The organism is Altererythrobacter sp. KTW20L, assembly GCF_023501975.1.
Taxonomy (GTDB): domain Bacteria; phylum Pseudomonadota; class Alphaproteobacteria; order Sphingomonadales; family Sphingomonadaceae; genus Alteraurantiacibacter.
The window spans coordinates 147,385-166,187 of record NZ_JAMFLH010000010.1 but is presented as its reverse complement, the minus strand read 5'-3'; the positions used below and the strand labels follow the sequence as shown (position 1 = coordinate 166,187).

Here is an 18,803-nt window from a genome sequence, read left to right as displayed (position 1 = left end):
GCCCCCTCGGCGCTGGCCCTGCCGGTCGGCATCCTGGCGCTGATCGCCATGATGATCCTGCCGATCCCCACCCTGATGCTGGACGTGTTCTTCGTGTTCAACATCGCCCTGTCGGTGGGCGTGCTGATGGCGGCGTTGAATGCGAAGAAGCCGCTCGATTTCTCGGCCTTTCCCACGGTCCTGCTGTTCGCCACCCTGCTGCGATTGTCCCTCAATGTCGCCTCGACCCGGGTGGTGCTGGTCAACGGCCACGAAGGCGGCGCGGCGGCGGGGCAGGTGATCGAGAGCTTCGGCGCTTTCCTGGTCGGCGGCAACTTCGCCGTGGGCCTGTTCGTCTTCGTCATCCTGCTGATCATCAACATGGTCGTCGTCACCAAGGGCGCGGGGCGCGTGTCCGAAGTCTCCGCGCGCTTCACGCTGGACGCCCTGCCCGGCAAGCAGATGGCAATCGATGCCGATATCGCCGCCGGCCTGATGACGGCCGATGAAGCCCGCGCCCGCCGCGCCGAAGTGGCGACCGAGGCGGACTTCTACGGCTCGATGGATGGTGCCTCCAAGTTCGTGAAGGGCGATGCGATTGCCGCGCTGCTGATCCTGGCGGTCAACCTGATCGGCGGGATGGTCCTGGGCATGGCGACCCACGGTCTGAGCGCAGGCGAGGCGGCGGAAGTCTATGTCACGCTGGCCGTCGGCGATGCTCTGGTGGCGCAGGTGCCGGGCCTGCTGCTGTCGATCGCTGCCGCCGCCATCGTCACCCGCGTCAGCGACAAGAGCGATCTGGTGGGCCAGATCGGCCGCCAGTTCTCCGCGCCGGGATCGTGGCTGCCGGTGGCTTTCGTTCTGGGTGCCATCGGCATGGTTCCGGCCATGCCGCAAATGATCTTCCTGCCCGCCGCTGCCCTCGCCTTCTGGCTTTACCGGACCTTGCGCCGCCACATGGCCGAGGCCGAACTGCCCGTGCCCGAACCCGAAGTGGTCGATGTCCAGCGGATCGAGGTGAGCGATGTCAGCGACCAGACGCTGGTCACGCTGGAGGTCGGCTATGGCCTGGTGCACCTGGTGGAAGAAGCCAAGGGCTCGCCGCTGGTCACACGCGTCACCGGCGTGCGCAAGCAGCTTTCGCAGGGCTTCGGCTTTGTCGTGCCGCAGTTCCGCATCCGCGATTCGCTCGACCTGCCAGCCACTTGCTACCGCGTGCTGGTGGGCGGGGTGGAGCTGGCCCGGGCCGAAGCGCGGCCCGATGCCGTGCTGGCCATCGACACCGGCGATGCACGCCCCGGCCACGGCCTGGTGGGCGAGGCCACGCGCGATCCCAGCTTCAGTTGTCCGGCGCTGTGGATTCCCACCGGGGAGCGCGACCATGCCGTGGCCGAGGGCTTCCTCACCGTCGATGCCGCCACTGTCGTGGCCACGCACCTCAACCAGCTGCTGCTGGCGCGCGGCGACCAATTGCTGGGGCCGGAAGAAGTGCGCAGCCTGCTCGACGCCCTGCGTGACAAGGCGCCCGGGCTGGTCGAGGCGATCCATCCCGATCCGCTGTCGCTGGCCGCCATCACCCGCCTGCTGCGCGCACTGCTGGCCGATGGCATCACCCTGTCGCACCCGCTCCCGATCCTTTCCAGCCTGGCCCTGGGCCTGCAGAAGACCCGCGATTTCGAACCCCTGGTCGATCATATCCGCGCCGACCTGGGCGGCTGGCTGGTAGGGCAGTTATGCTCTCCCAACGATCCGCTAGGCGTGCTGACGCTGGATGCCGGCCTCGAAGGCGCGATCCTTGGTGGGATGCGGGATCCGGGCACCGGCCAGCCGGTGATCGAACCCGATTGCGCCCGCATGATCGCCGACCGCGTGAACGAAGCCATGGCCGCCCAGACAGACGGCAGGGGCCTTGCCTTGATCGTCCAGCCTCCTGCCCGCCGCGCGCTCGCCACCCTGTTGCGCCAGCGCAGCCCGCATTGCCTGGTGCTGTCCATCGCCGAACTGCCGCCGACCCAGCCGGTCGAAGTGGTGGCGGTCATCGGCGGCCAACAGCCACCCGCACTGCCCGATCATTCTGCAGAGGTGCTCGCCGCATGAAGCACGACCCGAAACAATTCGCCGCTGCCGCCTATGGCGGGCAGGACGTGGTGGCCGACCGCGTGCGCCGCTTCGTGCCGATGGTGCGCAAGGCGGCCTGGCACATCCACGGTTCCGGCCGCGAGGGGCTGGAGATCGAGGACCTGGTCCAGGCCGGCTTCATCGCGCTGACCGAATGTGCCCGTAACCATGCGGGGCCCAGCGAGGACGGCTTTGCCGCCTATGCCAAAATCCGCGTGCGCGGGGCCATGTTCGACCTTGTCCGCAAGCAGTTGCCCGACAGCCGCAACGCCATCCGCCGCCGCCGCCAGGCCGATGCCGCGCGCGATGCCTTGCGCCAGCAACTGGGCCGCGAGCCGAGCCCGGCCGAACTGGCGACGGCCATGGGCGTCACCCCTGCCGAACTCGCCGCCAGTTCGACCTGCCAGATCCAGCTTTCCAGCCTGGACGAGGCATATGACGACAATTCCGCCCACTTCGCCACCGACCTGCCCGATCCCTTCGAAGTGCTCAGCCAGCTTGAGGACGGCAGCAGGCTGGGCGAGGCGATGGTCCAGTTGCCCGAGCGCCTGCAACTGGTCCTCCAGCTCTACTTCGTCGAGGAACTGAACCTCACCGAGATCGCCGGTGTGCTGGAAGTCAGCGTGCCGCGGGTCCACCAGTTGAAGACACAGGCACTGGTCAAGCTGCGCGACCTGATGCAGGAAGACGGCTGAAGCCAGGCAGGGGAGAGTAATGGGCCTGATCGGGGCGCTGGAAGCAGGCGGAACCAAGTTCGTCCTTGCCGTGGCGCGGGGCGATGGCACGGTTGTGGACCGCACCCGCATCGATACCCGCGATCCCGCTACCACATTTGCCGAAATGACCGCATGGTTCGACAGTGTGCAGGAGCCGCACGGCCCGATCGCCGCCTTCGGTGTGGCAAGCTTCGGCCCGATCGACATCGCCCGCACCTCGCCCACATGGGGCACGATAACCACGACCCCGAAACCGGGCTGGAGCGGTGCGTCCTATGTCTCCGCGCTGGGGCCTTTCGGCGTTCCGCTCGCCATCGACAGCGATGTCAACGGCGCGGCGCTGGGCGAATGGAAAAGCGGTGCTGGGCAAGGGCTCGACTGCGTGGCCTATACCACCATCGGCACCGGCATCGGCACCGGCGTGGTCAGCCACGGGCGCAGCCTGGGCGGCCTGTCCCACCTCGAGGCCGGCCACATCCGGCTAGCCCGCGCGCCCGGCGATAGCTGGCCCGGCCAATGCCCGTGGCACGGCGACTGTTTCGAAGGCCTGGCATGTGGCCCTGCAATCAAAGCACGCTGGGGCCACGACCTGTCACACGCCTCGCCCGCCGAGGTGGAGCTAGTGGCGGATTATGTTGCCCAGTTCGCAGCGACGCTGGCGCTGCTGCACATGCCCGAACGCATGATCTTCGGCGGCGGGGTAATGAAGGCCCCCGGCCTGATCGGCATGGTGCGGGAAAAGACCCGCGCCCTGCTGGCAGGCTATGTCGCCGCCTATGACCGCGACCTGGCAGAAGTGATCGTCCTGCCCGGCCTGGGCGACGATGCCGGGATCACCGGCGCGATCGAACTGGGCCGGCAGGTGCTGGAGGGCTAATTCGCCAAGCTAGAGCTTTTCGGTCAGTTCCGGCACGGCGGTGAAAATGTCCGCCACCAGGCCATAGTCGGCGATCTGGAAGATCGGGCAATCGGGATCCTTGTTGATCGCCACGATTACCTTGCTGTCCTTCATCCCCGCCAGGTGCTGGATCGCACCCGAGATGCCGAGCGCGATGTAGAGTTCCGGCGCGACGATCTTGCCGGTCTGGCCGACCTGGTGATCGTTGGAGATATAGCCCGCATCCACCGCCGCGCGGCTGGCGCCGATGGCGGCGCCCAGCTTGTCAGCCAGAGGGGTGATGAGCTGCTCGAAGGTGGCGGCATCCTTCAGGGCACGGCCACCCGATACGATGACCCGTGCACTGGTCAGTTCGGGCCGCTCGCTCTTGGTGGCTTCAAGGCCCACGAAGCTGGATAGGCCCGCGTCTGCGCCGCCCGATACCGCCTCGATCGCAGCCGAGCCGCCGTCTGCAGCAGCATTCTCGAAAGCCGTGGTGCGGACGGTCATTACCAGTTTGGCATCGCTCGATTCCACCGTGGCGATGGCATTGCCGGCATAGATCGGCCGGGTGAAGGTCTTGGGCCCTTCGACCGACATGATGTCTGACACCTGCATCACGTCGAGCAGCGCCGCCACGCGCGGGGCGACGTTCTTGCCGGTGCTGGTGGAAGCGGCGAGGAAGGCGTCGTAACCGGCCATCAGGTCCACCACCAGCGGCGCGACATTCTCGGGCAACTGGTTGGCAAGCGACGCATCGCCCGCGTGGAGCACCATGGCAACCCCGGCGATCTTTGCAGCCTCGGCAGCCACACCATCGCTGCCGCCTGCTACCAGCACATGGACATCGCCGCCCAACTGGCTCGCCGCCGTTACCGTGGCGAGTGTGGCCGGGCTCAGCGCACCGTCATTGTGTTCGGCCAGAACCAGCACGCTCATGCGACAACTCCCTTTGCCTTCAGTTTGGCGACCAGATCATCGACCGAAGCCACCATTTCGCCCTTCTGCCGCACCGGCGGTTCGGCCACTTTCAAGGTGGTGATGCGCTGCGCCACGTCCACGCCGTAATCGGCAGGGGTCTTGGTGGCGAGCGGCTTGGACTTGGCCTTCATGATGTTGGGCAGCGAAGCATAGCGCGGCTCGTTCAGGCGCAGGTCGGTGGTGACCACGGCGGGCAGCGGCAGCTTGACCGTTTCCAGCCCGCCATCGACTTCGCGGGTGACCGAGACATGGTCACCGTCCACCGCCACATTGCTGGCAAAGGTGCCCTGCCCCCGGCCCCACAGCGCGGCGAGCATCTGGCCGGTCTGGTTGCTGTCATCGTCGATCGCCTGCTTGCCCATGACCACCAGGCCCGGCTGTTCCTCGTCCACGATGGCTTTCAGGATCTTGGCCACGGCCAGCGGCTCGACATCCTCGGCTTCCACCAGGATCGCCCGGTCGGCCCCCATGGCGAGCGCGGTGCGCAGGGTTTCCTGCGCTTTTGCCGGGCCGATGGACACCGCGATAATCTCTGTCGCTACGCCCTTTTCCTTCAGCCGGATCGCCTCTTCCACCGCGATCTCGTCAAACGGGTTCATGCTCATCTTGACGTTGGCAAGGTCCACGCCGCTGCCATCGGCCTTGATCCGCGGCTTGAGGTTGTAATCGATCACCCGCTTCACGGGCACGAGGATTTTCATGTCGCAATTCCCTTCAGAGCCTGATGATATTCAAGAATCAGCTCTTGGCAAATATCGGCTGCGGGCCGTATCCCATGCGTCGCACCAACGCCATGCCCGGCAGACCAGATTGTCTTCCAGGCCTTGGCCTCGCCGGTCAGTTCCATTTCGCCGTGCCCTTCAGGCAGCATCGCCGCTTCCAGGCTCTGGCGCATGAAATTGGCGGCAACGCCGGTGACCTTATCGGTCAGCACGATGTCGGCGGCATGGGCACCTGCCATCATCTGCTTCTGTTCGGCAGAAGCCATGCTTTCATCGGTGGCGATGAAGTGCGAGCCGATATAACCGAAATCCGCCCCCATCATCCGCGCCGCCGCGATGTGGCGGCCCTCGGTAATCGCACCCGACAAGGCTAGCGGGCCATCGAAAAACTCGCGGATTTCAGCGGTCAGCGCGAAGGGACTGAGGCTGCCCGAATGGCCACCCGCACCGGCACAGACAGCCACCAGCCCGTCAGCCCCGGCACCGATGGCTTTGCGCGCGTGGCGGATCGAGATCACATCGTGCAGCACCATGCCGCCATAGGAGTGCACGGCCTCGATCACGTCGGGCACCGCGCCCAGCGAGGTGATGACCAGCGGCACCCTGTGCTTCACTAGCAGGGCCAGGTCTTCCGCCACCCGCGGATTGCTCTTGTGGACGATCAGGTTGGCGCCGAACGGCTTGCCCGCCAGCCGCTCGCCCATCTCGCCGAGCCATTGATCCAGCACCTCGGTGGTGCGGGCATTGAGCGTGGGGAAAGTCCCGCACAGCCCCGCCCCGCTGGTGGCGACCACCAGTTCGACGCTCGAAACCAGGAACATCGGCGCAACAATGGCGGGGATCGCCAGCCGCGCTGTCAGGTCGGCACTCTTGCTCAGAACGCGTCCTCCGCCAGCGCCATCATCGACTTCTTGCCCGCCTTGATCGACAGGAAGTGCGCCGAAACCTGCGGCAGCAAGCGCTCGAAGAAGTAGGTCGCAGTGGTGATCTTGGCCTTGTAGAAGTCCTTGTCCTCGGCCCCGAAAGCCACCCTCATCCCGGCGATCATGGTCGAACGGGCAAAGCAGTAGCCCATGGCCACCAGGCCGAACAGGCGCAGGTATTCGGTCGCCGCCGCGCCCGCTTCCTCGGGGTCCGCCAGCCCGCGCTGGGCAATGGTGGCGGTCGAAAGCTGGAGCGCACCGAAGGCCTTTTCCAGCCCGTCGATCATCGGCTTCATCGGGCCATCGCCCTTGTTGGCGGCGATGAAATCCGACACCGGATGGAAGAAGCTGCGCAACAGGCGGCCGTTGTGCGCCCCCAGCTTGCGGCCCACCAGGTCCAATGCCTGGATGCCGTTGGTGCCTTCATAGATCATCGCGATCCGCGCATCGCGGGCATATTGCTCCACGCCGCTCTCGCGGATGTAGCCATGCCCGCCATAGACCTGCACCGCCAGCTGGGCGTTCTCGTGGCCCAGGTCGGTGAACAGCGCCTTCACGATCGGCGTCATCAGAGCGACGAAATCCTCCGCCCGCTTGCGCGCTTCGGGTTCCGGGCTGAGCTTTTCGGCATCGAGCGCGCGGGCGACCCATGCCCCCAGCGCGCGGCAGCCTTCGTTGTTGGCCCGCATAGTCATCAGCATCCGCCGCACATCGGGGTGGACGATGATCGGATCGGCAGGCTTGTCGGGATATTTCGCGCCGCTGAGGGCGCGGCCCTGCAGGCGGTCCTTGGCGTACCACACGGCGGATTGGTAGGCCGCCTCGCCGATGCCCAAGCCCTGGATGCCGACCGACAGCCGCTCGGCATTCATCATGGTGAACATGGCGGCCATGCCCTTGTTCGGCTCGCCCACCAGCCATGCGGTCGAATCCTCGAACTGCATCTGGCAGGTGGCAGAGGCCTTGAGGCCCATCTTGTGTTCGAGCGCGGTGCACCACACGCCGTTCGACTGGCCGGGCGTGCCGTCTTCCTTGGGGAGGTACTTGGGCACCAGGAACATCGAGATGCCCTTCACCCCCGCCGGCGCATCGGGCAGGCGGGCGAGGACGAGGTGGATCACGTTCTCGGTCAGGTCATGGTCGCCTGCCGAAATGAAGATCTTGGCGCCGCTCACCTTGTAGCTGCCGTCTTCCTGCGGTTCGGCCTTGGTGCGCAGCATGCCAAGGTCCGTGCCGCAGTGGGCTTCGGTCAGGCACATGGTGCCGGACCATTGGCCGCTGGTCATCTTGGGCAGGTAGGCCTGCTTCAGCTCGTCCGTGCCGTGGGCTTCCAGCGCGATCGCGCCGCCGTGGGTGAGTCCGGGATAGAGGCCGAACGACAGGTTGGTGGAGCAGGTCATTTCCTCCACCAGCTTGTTGACCCGTTCCGGCAGACCCTGCCCGCCCCATTCGGGACCGGCGGCAAGGCTGGCCCAGCCGCTTTCCGTGAACTGCTTGTAGGCTTCCTTGAACCCGGCAGGCGTGCGGACCACGCCGTTTTCGAGGTGGCAGCCTTCCTCGTCACCCGAACGGTTCAAGGGCAACAGCACTTCGCGGCTGAAGCGGCCCGCTTCCTCCAGAATGGCATTGGTCAGGTCGGTATCGAATTCCGCCAGCGCGGGCAGTTCGCCAAACCCGTCATCGACCCACAGTTCATCCAGCACGAAGCGCATGTCGCGCAAGGGGGCTTCATAGACTTGCATGTTCTCGCTCTCCCAATTCGTGTCAGTTGCGCAGCGGCTTGCCGGTGGCGAGCATGTGCTCGATCCGGTCCTGGCTGCGGCTTTCGTGGACCAGGTCCATGAAGTGCTTCAGCTCCAGTGCCAGCAACTGCGCTTCGGTTACCTCTTCGGTCGGATCGGTGTCGCCGCCGGTCAGCACCGTGGCGAGCTTGCCCGAGACCACGCCATCGTAATCGGTGGCGAGGCCGCGTGACTGGAAGCTTTCCACCGCCAGCGTCAGCGCGGTCTTGCCGCCGGGTCCGGGCAGGCGGAAGGTCGGCGGTTCGGGCGGAGTATAGCCCTCGGCCAGTTCCAGCGCCCGCGCCTTGGCATCGGCAAGCAGGCGGTCGCGGTTCATCGTCACGCCGTCAGTCGGGCGCAGGAAGCCCAATTCCTTTGCCTCGGCGGCGGACTTTGCCACCGTGGCGGTGGAAACGATCTCGAACACCTTGGAGACTGCGGGCATCGGCCCCTTGGGCATGCCCGGCATGGCGCGCCAGCGTTCCAGCATCTCGCCGCAGCCGCCCCAGCCGGGGATCAGGCCGACGCCGCATTCGACCAGCCCGATATAGGTTTCGGCATGGGCTTGCACCGCATCGGCATTGAGCACTGTCTCGCACCCGCCGCCCAGCGCCATGCCCGAAGGCGCGGCGACGACCGGGAACGGGGCATATTTCAGCGCCTTGAACGCGGATTGCCCGCCGCTCACCAGCTTCTCGATCTCGCTCCAGGCGGCGATATTGACCGCGAACAGCGCCAGGCCAAGGTTGGCCCCGGCGGAGAAGTGCGTGCCTTCGTTATAAATCACCAGTGCCTTGAACTTTTCGCTCACCAGGGGGATCGCCTCGCCGATCAGTTTCATCACCTCGGTGTCGAGCGCGTTCATCTTGCCGGTGAATTCGAGGCAGGCCACCCCGTCGCCCACGTCCCACAAGGCGGCCGAACCGTTCCTGAGGAGGGGCTTGGCATCGAGCTTGATGTCGGCCAGCAGTTCCACGCCTTCGGGGCGCACCATGTCGTGATACTGGCCGTCGAGGCCGAAGAACTGCCTCTTGCCGCCTTCGATACGGTAGAAGGTGCCATCGCCGACAGCTTCGAGGATCGGCGGCACCGGCATGTCGCTCGCCACCAGCCGCTCACGCAGATTGGCCGCGCCGATCTTGTCGATCATCTCGAACGGGCCGGACTTCCAGTTGTATCCCAGCTTCATCGCCTCATCGACGCCCACGATGGTGGCAGTCGCTTCGGGCACGATCGAGGCAGAATAGGACAGCGTGGGGCCCAGGATCGCCCAGGCATATTCACCGAACTTGCCCGGCAGGTCGATCAGCGCGGCAAGGTCGCCCTTGCCTGCTGCACCAGGCACGGTCGGCGCGGGGCGCGCGGCGGCAAATTCGCCGGTCGCAAGGTTGATCGCTTCCTTCACCTTGCCTCCACCTTCGCGGTTGATGCGGTAGAAGCCGCCCTTGCCCTTGCGGCCGGTAAAGCCGGTCTCGATCAGCTTCTCGATCAGCGGCTCGCCGCGTGCGATCTTCTGATAGGGATCGTCCTTGGGCAGCGTGCCGGTCAGGCTCTTCTGCAGGTAGGGCATCAGGTCCAGCCCGATGAGGTCGATCAGCCCGAAAATGCCGGTCTTGGGCACGCCCATCGGCTTGCCGGCAATGGCATCAGCTTCCTCCACCGAAACGCCCATGTCGAAGGCGGCATTGACCGCCGCCTGGATCCAGAAAGTGCCGATGCGGTTGGCGATGAAGCCGGGGCTGTCCTCGGCATCGACCGGCGTCTTGCCCAGCTTGCGATCGACGAAATCACGCACCTTGGCTACCGTCGCCGCATCGCTGTGCGGGCCGGTAACCAGCTCGATCAGCCGCATGTAGCGCGGCGGATTGAAGAAGTGGGTGATGAGGAAATCGCGCTTGAATTCCTCGCTGCGCCCGGCAGTCAGTTGCTCCAGCGGAATGGTCGAGGTGTTGGACGATACCGCCGTGCCGGGCTTGCGCACGGCCTCCAGCTTTTCATAGAGCGACTGCTTGATATCCAGCCGCTCGACAATGGCTTCCACCACCCAGTCGCAGTCGGCCACCTTGCCGAGGTCATCCTCGATATTGCCGACCTCGACCAGCCGTGCCTCGCCCTTGCCCATGAAGGGGGCGGGATCGGTCTTGAGCATTTTTGCTACTGCGTCCGCCGCCACACCATTGCGGTTGTCGGGATCGCGGACGATATCGAGCAGGAGGACCGGCGTGCCCGAATTGGCCACTTGCGCGGCGATACCGGCACCCATGGTGCCAGCGCCGATGACGCAGACCTTTTTCATCAGACGGCCTCCAGCACGGTGGCGATGCCCTGCCCGCCGCCGATGCACTGGGTGGCGAGGGCATATTTGCCGCCTTCGCGCTTCAGCAGCGATGCCGCCTTGCCCACGATCCGCGCGCCTGTTGCGCCCAAGGGGTGGCCCACGGCAATCGCCCCGCCATCGAGATTGACCTTCGCCATATCCAGACCCAGGTCGCGGATCACGGCGAGGCTCTGGCTGGCAAAAGCTTCATTCAGTTCAACCACGTCCAGATCGGCGGCAGCGATGCCTGCGCGTTCCAGTGCCTTCTGGCTGGAAGCGATCGGGCCGATGCCCATGATCTCCGGCGCGCAACCGGAAATGGCGACGGACTTGATCTTCGCCAGCACCGGCAGGTTGTGGGCCTTGGCATAGTCGGCGCTGCAGACCAGCACGGCCGCCGCGCCATCGGTCAGCGGCGAGCTTGTTCCGGCGGTCACCGTGCCATCGGCGCTAAACGCAGGCTTCAGCCCCGCCAGTGCCTCGGCCGTTGTATCGGGCCGCGGGGTGCCATCGGTATCGACCGTGCCGCCCTTGGTGGTGATCGGCACGATCTCGTCGGCCAGCTTGCCAGCCGCCATCGCATCGCGCGCCTTGTTCTGGGAGAGGACAGCGAACTGCTCCTGCTCGGCGCGGGAGAGGTCATATTTCTTGGCCACGTTCTCGGCCGTGTCGCCCATGCCGATATAGGCGGCGCTCTTTTCCGCCAGCGCCGGGTTGGGCATCGGGTTGAAGCCCATCATCGGCACCCGGCTCATCGATTCGACACCGGCGCAAATGAACACCTCGCCCGCGCCAAGCTGGATCTGCCCGGCGGCATAGTGGATGCCGCTCATGGACGATCCACAGAAGCGGTTCATGGTCATGCCGCCCACGCTCAGCGGAAGGTCGGCCAGCAGGCCCACCAGCCGGGCGATGTTGAAGCCCTGTTCGCCTTCAGGAAAGGCGCAGCCCATCAAGAGGTCTTCGATATCGTCTAGGTTCACGCCCGTCCGCTCGACCAGCCCGCGCACCACTTGGGCGGCCAGATCGTCAGGACGGACTTTCGCCAGCGCACCCTTGTTCGCTAGGGTGAAGGGGGACCGGGCATAGCCCGCAATGACCACATCGCGCATGTTAGAGCCTTTCTGATTGATATAGAGCCGCCGGGATTGCCGCAGGAAGCTTCTCGGCAAGGCGCGCTGCGCAGGCCGGACTGGTTGTCCGGACAAGCAACGCAACGCAGTCCGAGGGGCTTCCTGCGGCAACCCGAAGGGCGGGCCAAATTTGGCCGTGTGCCGCGTCTTTCGATCGGTCACTATGTGAGAGCATTGCTCCCTCCTCTCTCCTTGCACACGGCCAAATTTGGCTCCGTCGCGGTGGCTCTATATCAATCAGAAAGGCTCCAAAGCCTCTCCAAGCTTGCGGGGACTCGCGGCCCCGAAATGTCGTTCTGGAACGTTCTTCCCTAATGGTGAACAGATTTCCCTATACGTCAACCAAAATATGTGCAGAATGCGATTCGACAAGGGGCCATTTTCAAGGCTCCGTCTAGAGGATGCAGGAGTAGGTTCGATGACGCAGCTGCTGCACGACAGCCGCCAGCCCAAAGGTAGGAGTGCCCGCACATGAGCGCGCCCGCCCTGCCCTATTACCCCGACGAGACCGGCCATCTGATCTTTCCGCCTCGCCTGCTGACGGACCTGATCGACAACGCCGTGGCCCATTGGCCGGATCGCGTGGCCATCGACTATTTCGGGCGCTGCTGGACCTATGGCGAGCTCGGCGCGCTGGTCGATCGCGCAGCGCGCGGGATGCAGGATAGCGGCCTGACAAAGGGTGACCGGTTCGGCCTGTGCACCGGCAATTCGCCCTATCACATCGTGCTCTATTTCGCCGCGCTGAAGATCGGCGCGGTGGTGGTCAACCTCAACCCGCTCTACACCGAAAGCGAGCTGGAACACCTGCTGAAGGATGCCGGCGTGCGCATGGTTGCCGTGCCCGAAGTGCGTTTCGTCCACGAAAAGTTCCAGGACGTGGCACACAAGGCCGGGGTGGAAACCCTGTTGATCTGCCGGATGCGCGACATCCTGCCGTTCGGCCTCAACCTCGGCTTCCGCCTGCTGCGCCGCTCCGACCATGTGCGGATTACCGACCGCAAGCTGCATCTGGAACTTACCGACCTGCTCGCCAATGCAGGCAACCCCGCCCAGGTGGCGCGCGATCCGCACGATGTGGCGGTGCTGCAGTATACCGGCGGCACGACCGGCCTGCCCAAGGGCGCCATGCTGACCCATGCCAGCCTGGCTGCCAACAGCGCGCAAATGCTGGCCCATGCCGGCGGTTACAGCGACTTCCAGCAGCGCACCCTGGGCGTGCTGCCGATGTTCCATGTCTTCGCGCTCACCTGCATACTCAACTACGGCATCGAGACAGGGTCGGAGCTGGTCCTGCTGCCGCGCTTCGAAATGCCCAAGGTGCTCGCTTCGATGAAGCGCAAGCCGCCGACACAGTTCTTTGGCGTGCCAACCATGTTTGCCGCCTTTAACGCCCTGCCGGACAGCAAGGTGCCCGACCTGTCGATGGTGATCTGCTGCATTTCGGGCGGAGCACCGCTGCCGCTGGAAGTGCGCCAGCAGTTCGAGGCCCGCACCGGCGCACGGGTGGTGGAAGGCTACGGCCTGTCCGAAGCCAGCCCGATCATTACCTGCAACCCGCTGTTCGGCCTGGTCAAGGACAACTCCTGCGGCCCCGCCTTCCCCGGCACCATAATCGAGATCCACGACCGCGACGACCCGGGCCGGATGTGTGCCCAGGGCGAACGCGGCGAGGTCATGGCGCGCGGTCCGCAGCTGATGAAAGGTTACTGGAACCAGCCCAAGGCAACCGCCGCCACCTTCCACAACGGTGCGCTGCGCACCGGCGATGTCGGCTATTTGGATGAGGACGGCTACCTGTTCCTGGTGGACCGCATCAAGGACCTGATCCTGCGCGGCGGCTACAACGTCTATCCCCGCGCGATCGAGGATGCGGCCTACCATCACCCGGAGGTTAAGGAGGCAATCGCCATCGGCATCCCCGACGATTACCTCGGCCAGGTGCCAAAGCTGTTCGTCTCCCGCACCGAGGGATCGACGCTGACGGAGGAGGAGCTTTCGACCTTCCTCGCCACCCTGATCAACAAGCTCGAACTGCCGACCGAAATCGAATTCCGCGACAGCCTGCCCAAGACGATGATCGGCAAGCTGTCGAAGAAGGAACTGGTTGAAGAGGAGCGCCTGAAACGTGGCTGACCGGATGCACCAGGATAACGAGGATTACGAGGATGCAGAAGTGACCGGCGACAATGGCCACCAGGGCATCCAGGACGTGGCGCGCCAGCTGGGCGTGACCGCGCGGACCTTGCGCTTTTACGAGGACAACGGGCTGATCAGCCCGCAGCGGGTGGGCTCCACGCGCATCTATACCAAGCGCGACGTGGGGCGGATGCAACTGATCCTGCGCGGCAAGAAGCTGGGATTCACCATCCGCGAGATCCGCGAATTCCTTGACCTGTATGACACCGGCCCCGGCCAGCGCGAGCAGATGGAACACCTGCTGTCGCGCGTGCGCGAACGGCTCGACGGGTTGCGCAAGCAGAAGGCTGCGATCGAGGAAACGATTGTCGAACTGCACAAGATCGAGGCCGAGGCGCTCGAACGGCTGGAAGACAAGGCGGCCTAGGGCACTTTCCTACACGCGCTGCGCCATGCCACGGTCCGGGCATGGCCGCCAACCGCCCCCTGCCCGTAATCACTGTGCGCGCTGCGGGGCCGGATGCCGGGCGTGTTCTCCCGGGTCAGTGTCACTTTGTCCACCTGCCCGAAAACCGCCAGGAATCTGCGGTTTTCAGGCCTGAAACAAAGGTGACACCCTGTCACTTGTGTCACCTTCTCCCGCTCTCAGTCCCAGCGCACCTCGCGGCGCTGGCGGTCCACGGTGATCGCAACAGGGCCAAGCCTGAACGACAGGCCGCCGGTCCCGGGCGATTGCCAGTCCTGCGGCGACAGCTCCGCGCCGTCCAGCCCGCGCCATTGGCCGTCTGGCGGAAAGGCGGCGAACAGGTCGCGGTGCGTCGCCCGGCGTTCGGCCAGCCGCGCCACATGGGCTTCCAGTTCGCGGTCGCGCGCGGTCCAGTCGATCCAGCCGATGGCGTTGTCCTGCGCATAGGCATTGTTGTTGCCGTGCTGGCTGCGGCCAAATTCGTCGCCCGCAGTCAGCATGATCGTGCCGGTGGAAGCGAACAGGGTGCCGAGCATGGCGCGCAGGTCATTGGCGCGGGCAGCTTGGATATGATGGTCCCCGGTCGGCCCCTCCACCCCGTTGTTCCAGCTGAAATTGTGCCCGTGCCCGTCGCGGTTCTCTTCGCCATTGGCGAGATTGTGGCGGTGTTCGTAGGCCACCGTATCGGCCAGGGTAAAGCCATCGTGGGCGGCGACGAAATTGACGCTGCGGCACTGGCTGCCGAAAATGTCCGCCGATCCGGCGATCCGCGTGGCCAGCTCGCCAATGGGCGCATCGCCGCGCCAGAAGCGCCGCACGTCGTCGCGGTAGCGGTCGTTCCATTCCAGCCAGTTTGCCGGAAAGCGCCCCAGCGCATAGCCGCCGTGTCCCATGTCCCACGGTTCGGCGATCATCACCCTGTCGGCCAGCCAGGGGTCGGCGGCGATTTCCGCGAAAATGGGTGCGGCCGGATCGAACCCTGGCCCGCGCGCCATCACGGGGGCGAGATCGAAGCGGAAGCCGTCCACCCCGCAATGGCGCACGAAATGGCGCATCATCGCCAGCGCCAGGTCGCGCACATGGGGATGGCCGAAATCGAGCGTGTTGCCGCAGCCGGTGATGTTGACCAGTTGCCCGTCGGCCTCCCGCGCATAGGCGCTGTCGTCCAGCCCGCGCAGGCTGATGACGCCGCCATGCATGTCGCTCTCGCCGCTATGGTTGAGCACGACATCGAGGATCACCCCAATGCCCGCCCGGTGGAGCGCCGCCACGGTCTCGCGCAGTTCGGCCACGCCGCCGGGGCACAGGCCGGGGTCGAGCGCCATCATGGCGACGGGGTTGTAGCCCCAGGCATTGCTGAGGCCGAGTGGCGGCAAGTGCCGCTCGTCGATCCAGGCGATCACCGGCATCAGTTCGACCGCGCTGACGTGCAGCTTCTTCAGGTGCGCGATAATCGCCGGGTGGGCCAGCGCTGCTACGGTGCCGCGCAGTTGCTCCGGAATATCGGGATGCAGCATGGTGAAGCCGCGCACGTTCAACTCGTAAACCAGCCCGGCCCGGTCGAACTTGGGCGGCTCAGGCGGCGCCTCCGGCAGCGGACCGGTGACAATCGCGCGCGGCACGATAGGCGCGGTGTCCACACCGAATTGCGCCAGCGACGGGTGCTGCGCAAAGCGCCGATCAAGCTCGGTCGCATAGGGATCGACCAACAGCTTGGCGGGATCGAACCACAGCCCGCGATCGGGTGCCCATTCGCCATCCGCGCGATAGCCATAGCGCGCCCCGGTACAGTCGCGCGGCACATGGGCCACCCACAGGTCGCCTTCCTGCTCCATCGCCAGCGGCACATCGTTAAGGCACAGGGACACGGCGCTGGCCTGCGGCGAACGGACGACGAAGGTTGTCCCATCGGGCGCTACGGTAACGCCCGGTGACAGGCTCATGCGGCCACCAGCCGGCGGTAGAGCGCGGCATATTCGGCGGCGCTGGCCTCCCAGCCGAAATCGGCGCGCATCCCGGTGCGCTGCACCTTGCTCCACGCGGGCCTGTCTTCGAACAGCCGGATGGCGCGGGTGATGGCGAGCGAGAGGTCATCATAGGTCGCCTCGCCCAGCACGATGCCGGTGGCCGTGCCGCTGGCCATGGCGGCGGGATTGGCGTCGATCACCGTATCGGCCAGCCCGCCGGTGCGGGTGACGATTGGCACGCAACCATAGGCGAGGCCATAGAGCTGGGTCAGCCCGCACGGCTCGAACCGCGAGGGAATCAGGATGGCATCGCCCCCGCCCTGCATCAAGTGGGACAAGGGCTCGCTATAGCCGAAATTGAGGCCCACCCGCCCCGGATGGCGCTGGGCCGCCAGCACCAGCTCCTGTTCCAGCGCAACGTCGCCCGCGCCGAGCAGCGCCAGCCTGCCGCCGAGGCCGACAAGGTGGTCGATCACTTCCAGCAGCACGTCCACGCCCTTTTGCCACGTCAGGCGGCTGACCATTACGAACAGCGGGCCGTCGCCCCTGTCCAGCTCGAACGCCTGCTCGACGGCGCGCTTGTTGGCCTTGCGTTTCGCCAGGCTCTTCGTATCGTAGGTGGCGGGCAGGTGCCGGTCTGTCGCGGGGTTCCATTCGGCCCGGTCGATGCCGTTGAGCACGCCGTGCACTACATTGCTGCGCGCCCGCACCACGCCATCCAGCCCCATGCCGAACTTCGCGGTATGGATCTCGCGGGCATAGGTCGGACTGACGGTGGTGATGGCATCGGCGCAGGCCATGCCGCCTTTCAGCATGCCCACCCCGCCGTGGAATTCCACCCCGTCGAGACTCCATGCGCTGTCCGGCAGGCCGAGTCGTCCGAAGATCTCGCCGCCGAAAAAGCCCTGGAAGGCCATGTTGTGGATCGTCAGCACGCTGGGCACCTGCCCACCGGCATAGCGCAGGTAAACGCAGGCCATGGCCGCCTGCCAATCATGCGTATGGACGAGGTCGAATTTGCCCGCCAGCATTTCCGCCGCCTTGCCCAGTACGGCAAAGCGCCGCCAGTTGTCGTGCCAATCGGCCCCGTTCGGATCGCCGTAAGGGCCGCCTTCGCGGGTGAACAGCCCGGGCGCGTCGAGCACCAGCAGCTTGCGGCCATCAGCCCATTTGGCCGACAGTACCCGCACCGGTTCGCCCAGCACCTGGTCGATCCCCGGCACCTTCTTGGCCTTGCCGATGGCCGCCATGACCGCCGGATAGCCCGGCAGCAGGGTCGTCATCTCCACCCCCTGCCCCGCCAGCGCGGCGGGCAGCGCGCCCACAACGTCGGCCAGCCCGCCGGTCTTGACCAACGGGACCATCTCGGACGCGACGGAGAGGACCTTAAGTGTCTTTGCGCGCGTCACAGCTTGGCGATCATGTCCTTGGTGATCAGGCACACCCCCTTGTCGGTGCGGCGGAAGCGCTTGGCATCGAGCAGGGGATCTTCGCCCACGACCAGGCCTTCGGGAATGCGCACGCCGGAATCGAGGATCACGTTCTTCAGCCGCGCGCCGCGCCCGATGTTGCAATATGGCAGGATCACCGCGCGCTCTGCGCTGGAGAAGCTGCCCATTTTTACCCCGGTGAACAGCAGGCTGCTTTTCGCCAATGCGCCCGACACGATGCAATCCTGCGAGATCAGCGAGGATATCGCATGGCCGCGCCGCCCGTCCTCGTCATGCACGAACTTGGCGGGTGCGGCCACAATCTGGTCGGTCCAGATCGGCCAGTCGCGATCATACAGGTTCAGCTTGGGGACCACGTCGGTGAGGTCGAGATTGGCTTCGAAATAGGCATCCAGTGTGCCGACATCGCGCCAGTATTCCTCGATCTCGTCCGCGGCGCGGATGCAGCTGGAGGTGAAGCGGTGGGCCTGGGCCTTCCCGTGTTCGACGATATAGGGGATGATGTCGCCACCGAAATCGCGGCGCGAAGCGGGGTCTGCGGCATCGCGGCGCAACTGGTCGAACAGGAACTCGGTCTCGAATACGTAGATGCCCATCGATGCCAGCGCCATCTCGGGCTCACCCGGAATGCCCGGCGGGTCCTGGGGCTTTTCGACAAAGGCGGTGATGCGGTCGGTCTGGTCCACGTGCATCACGCCAAAGCCGGTCGCTTCCTCGCGCGGGACGACAAGGCAGCCCACGGTCACATCGGCCCCGCTGTCCACGTGCTGGCGCAGCATCATCTCGTAATCCATCTTGTACACGTGGTCGCCCGCCAGGATCACCATGTACTTGGGCGCATGGGCCTGGATGATGTCGATGTTCTGGAACACCGCGTCGGCCGTGCCTTCGTACCACTGGCTTTCCGACACGCGCTGGCTGGCGGGCAGGATGTCGAAGCTCTCGTTGCGTTCCGGCCGCATGAAGTTCCACGCCCGCTGCATGTGGCGGATGAGGCTATGCGCCTTGTACTGGGTTGCCACGCCGATGCGGCGGATGCCGGAATTGATCGCGTTGGACAGGGCAAAGTCGATGATCCGGCTGACACCGCCGAAATAGACCGCAGGCTTGGCGCGGTTGTCGGTCAGCTCGTTCAGCCGGCTGCCGCGACCGCCTGCCAGCACATAGGCCATGGCGTCGCGGGCGAGCGGTTGCCCAGTGGTGTCTCTCATCGGCCTGTCCCCTTTATCGTTT

At 65.6% G+C, this 18,803-nt stretch carries 14 protein-coding genes; 5 read left to right on the top strand and 9 right to left on the bottom strand.

Features of this window, described 5'->3' with window-relative positions:
- The first annotated feature begins 48 nt into the window (after positions 1 to 48).
- From M3P36_RS11550 to M3P36_RS11540, 3 genes are read left to right on the top strand one after another with little or no spacing between them, the layout of a single operon-like run.
- Positions 49 to 2,076 carry a flagellar biosynthesis protein FlhA gene (locus tag M3P36_RS11550; RefSeq protein ID WP_249703688.1) on the top strand — a complete coding sequence of 676 codons (2,028 nt, stop codon included), beginning with the start codon at positions 49 to 51 and terminating at the stop codon, positions 2,074 to 2,076.
- Complete coding sequence (locus M3P36_RS11545; protein WP_249703635.1) at positions 2,073 to 2,792, top strand: sigma-70 family RNA polymerase sigma factor; 720 nt, start codon at positions 2,073 to 2,075, stop codon at positions 2,790 to 2,792. Before M3P36_RS11550 ends, M3P36_RS11545 begins: the two co-directional genes overlap by 4 nt.
- 19 nt (positions 2,793 to 2,811) lie before the next feature.
- Entirely contained in the window at positions 2,812 to 3,690 is an 879-nt protein-coding gene (locus tag M3P36_RS11540) for an ROK family protein (RefSeq protein ID WP_249703633.1), read from the top strand.
- A 9-nt stretch (positions 3,691 to 3,699) separates the two neighbouring features.
- Here the strand turns inward: M3P36_RS11540 and M3P36_RS11535 are convergent, their stop codons facing one another.
- Genes M3P36_RS11535 through M3P36_RS11510 form a run of 6 tightly spaced genes read right to left on the bottom strand, consistent with a single transcriptional unit; the run spans position 3,700 to position 11,526 of the window.
- Entirely contained in the window at positions 3,700 to 4,629 is a 930-nt protein-coding gene (locus tag M3P36_RS11535; RefSeq protein ID WP_249703631.1) for an electron transfer flavoprotein subunit alpha/FixB family protein, read from the bottom strand.
- A complete protein-coding gene (locus M3P36_RS11530; RefSeq protein WP_249703629.1) occupies positions 4,626 to 5,372 on the bottom strand; it encodes an electron transfer flavoprotein subunit beta/FixA family protein in 747 nt (248 codons plus the stop codon). Before M3P36_RS11530 ends, M3P36_RS11535 begins: the two co-directional genes overlap by 4 nt.
- Entirely contained in the window at positions 5,369 to 6,214 is an 846-nt protein-coding gene (locus M3P36_RS11525; protein WP_249703627.1) for an NAD(P)H-dependent flavin oxidoreductase, read from the bottom strand. Before M3P36_RS11525 ends, M3P36_RS11530 begins: the two co-directional genes overlap by 4 nt.
- Positions 6,215 to 6,267: 53 nt before the next feature.
- Positions 6,268 to 8,058 carry an acyl-CoA dehydrogenase C-terminal domain-containing protein gene (locus M3P36_RS11520; RefSeq protein WP_249703625.1) on the bottom strand — a complete coding sequence of 597 codons (1,791 nt, stop codon included), beginning with the start codon at positions 8,056 to 8,058 and terminating at the stop codon, positions 6,268 to 6,270.
- A 22-nt stretch (positions 8,059 to 8,080) separates the two neighbouring features.
- On the bottom strand, positions 8,081 to 10,393 hold the full coding sequence (locus M3P36_RS11515; RefSeq protein WP_249703622.1) for a 3-hydroxyacyl-CoA dehydrogenase/enoyl-CoA hydratase family protein: 2,313 nt from the start codon (positions 10,391 to 10,393) through the stop codon (positions 8,081 to 8,083).
- Positions 10,393 to 11,526 (bottom strand): thiolase family protein, encoded by a 1,134-nt coding sequence (locus tag M3P36_RS11510; protein WP_249703620.1) that lies wholly within the window; start codon positions 11,524 to 11,526, stop codon positions 10,393 to 10,395. Before M3P36_RS11510 ends, M3P36_RS11515 begins: the two co-directional genes overlap by 1 nt.
- A 492-nt stretch (positions 11,527 to 12,018) precedes the next feature.
- Between M3P36_RS11510 and M3P36_RS11505 the strand changes: the two genes are divergently transcribed.
- Positions 12,019 to 13,683, top strand: coding sequence for a long-chain-fatty-acid--CoA ligase (locus tag M3P36_RS11505; protein WP_249703619.1), 1,665 nt, complete (start codon positions 12,019 to 12,021; stop codon positions 13,681 to 13,683).
- Positions 13,684 to 13,687: 4 nt separating this feature from the next.
- Positions 13,688 to 14,113 (top strand): MerR family transcriptional regulator, encoded by a 426-nt coding sequence (locus tag M3P36_RS11500; protein ID WP_249703686.1) that lies wholly within the window; start codon positions 13,688 to 13,690, stop codon positions 14,111 to 14,113.
- 218 nt (positions 14,114 to 14,331) lie between these two features.
- Here M3P36_RS11500 and glgX read toward each other — a convergent pair whose 3' ends face one another.
- From glgX to glgC, 3 genes are read right to left on the bottom strand one after another with little or no spacing between them, the layout of a single operon-like run.
- On the bottom strand, positions 14,332 to 16,095 hold the full coding sequence (gene glgX / locus M3P36_RS11495; RefSeq protein ID WP_249703617.1) for a glycogen debranching protein GlgX: 1,764 nt from the start codon (positions 16,093 to 16,095) through the stop codon (positions 14,332 to 14,334).
- Positions 16,092 to 17,528 carry a glycogen synthase GlgA gene (gene glgA, locus M3P36_RS11490; RefSeq protein WP_349630573.1) on the bottom strand — a complete coding sequence of 479 codons (1,437 nt, stop codon included), beginning with the start codon at positions 17,526 to 17,528 and terminating at the stop codon, positions 16,092 to 16,094. The genes glgX and glgA overlap by 4 nt, the downstream gene beginning before the upstream one ends.
- Positions 17,525 to 18,781: a glucose-1-phosphate adenylyltransferase gene (glgC, locus tag M3P36_RS11485; RefSeq protein WP_249703613.1), complete on the bottom strand. Its 1,257-nt coding sequence runs from the start codon at positions 18,779 to 18,781 to the stop codon at positions 17,525 to 17,527. Before glgC ends, glgA begins: the two co-directional genes overlap by 4 nt.
- Positions 18,782 to 18,803: the final 22 nt, after the last annotated feature.

Excerpts from the sequence above, each read along its gene's own strand:
- M3P36_RS11550 (WP_249703688.1), top strand. The coding sequence starts at position 49 with ATGATGATCCTGCCGATCCCCACCCTGATGCTGGACGTGTTCTTCGTG.
- M3P36_RS11545 (WP_249703635.1), top strand. The coding sequence starts at position 2,073 with ATGAAGCACGACCCGAAACAATTCGCCGCTGCCGCCTATGGCGGGCAG.
- M3P36_RS11540 (WP_249703633.1), top strand. The coding sequence starts at position 2,812 with ATGGGCCTGATCGGGGCGCTGGAAGCAGGCGGAACCAAGTTCGTCCTT.
- M3P36_RS11535 (WP_249703631.1), bottom strand. The coding sequence starts at position 4,629 with ATGAGCGTGCTGGTTCTGGCCGAACACAATGACGGTGCGCTGAGCCCG.
- M3P36_RS11530 (WP_249703629.1), bottom strand. The coding sequence starts at position 5,372 with ATGAAAATCCTCGTGCCCGTGAAGCGGGTGATCGATTACAACCTCAAG.
- M3P36_RS11525 (WP_249703627.1), bottom strand. The coding sequence starts at position 6,214 with ATGTTCCTGGTTTCGAGCGTCGAACTGGTGGTCGCCACCAGCGGGGCG.
- M3P36_RS11520 (WP_249703625.1), bottom strand. The coding sequence starts at position 8,058 with ATGCAAGTCTATGAAGCCCCCTTGCGCGACATGCGCTTCGTGCTGGAT.
- M3P36_RS11515 (WP_249703622.1), bottom strand. The coding sequence starts at position 10,393 with ATGAAAAAGGTCTGCGTCATCGGCGCTGGCACCATGGGTGCCGGTATC.
- M3P36_RS11510 (WP_249703620.1), bottom strand. The coding sequence starts at position 11,526 with ATGCGCGATGTGGTCATTGCGGGCTATGCCCGGTCCCCCTTCACCCTA.
- M3P36_RS11505 (WP_249703619.1), top strand. The coding sequence starts at position 12,019 with ATGAGCGCGCCCGCCCTGCCCTATTACCCCGACGAGACCGGCCATCTG.
- M3P36_RS11500 (WP_249703686.1), top strand. The coding sequence starts at position 13,688 with ATGCACCAGGATAACGAGGATTACGAGGATGCAGAAGTGACCGGCGAC.
- glgX (WP_249703617.1), bottom strand. The coding sequence starts at position 16,095 with ATGAGCCTGTCACCGGGCGTTACCGTAGCGCCCGATGGGACAACCTTC.
- glgC (WP_249703613.1), bottom strand. The coding sequence starts at position 18,781 with ATGAGAGACACCACTGGGCAACCGCTCGCCCGCGACGCCATGGCCTAT.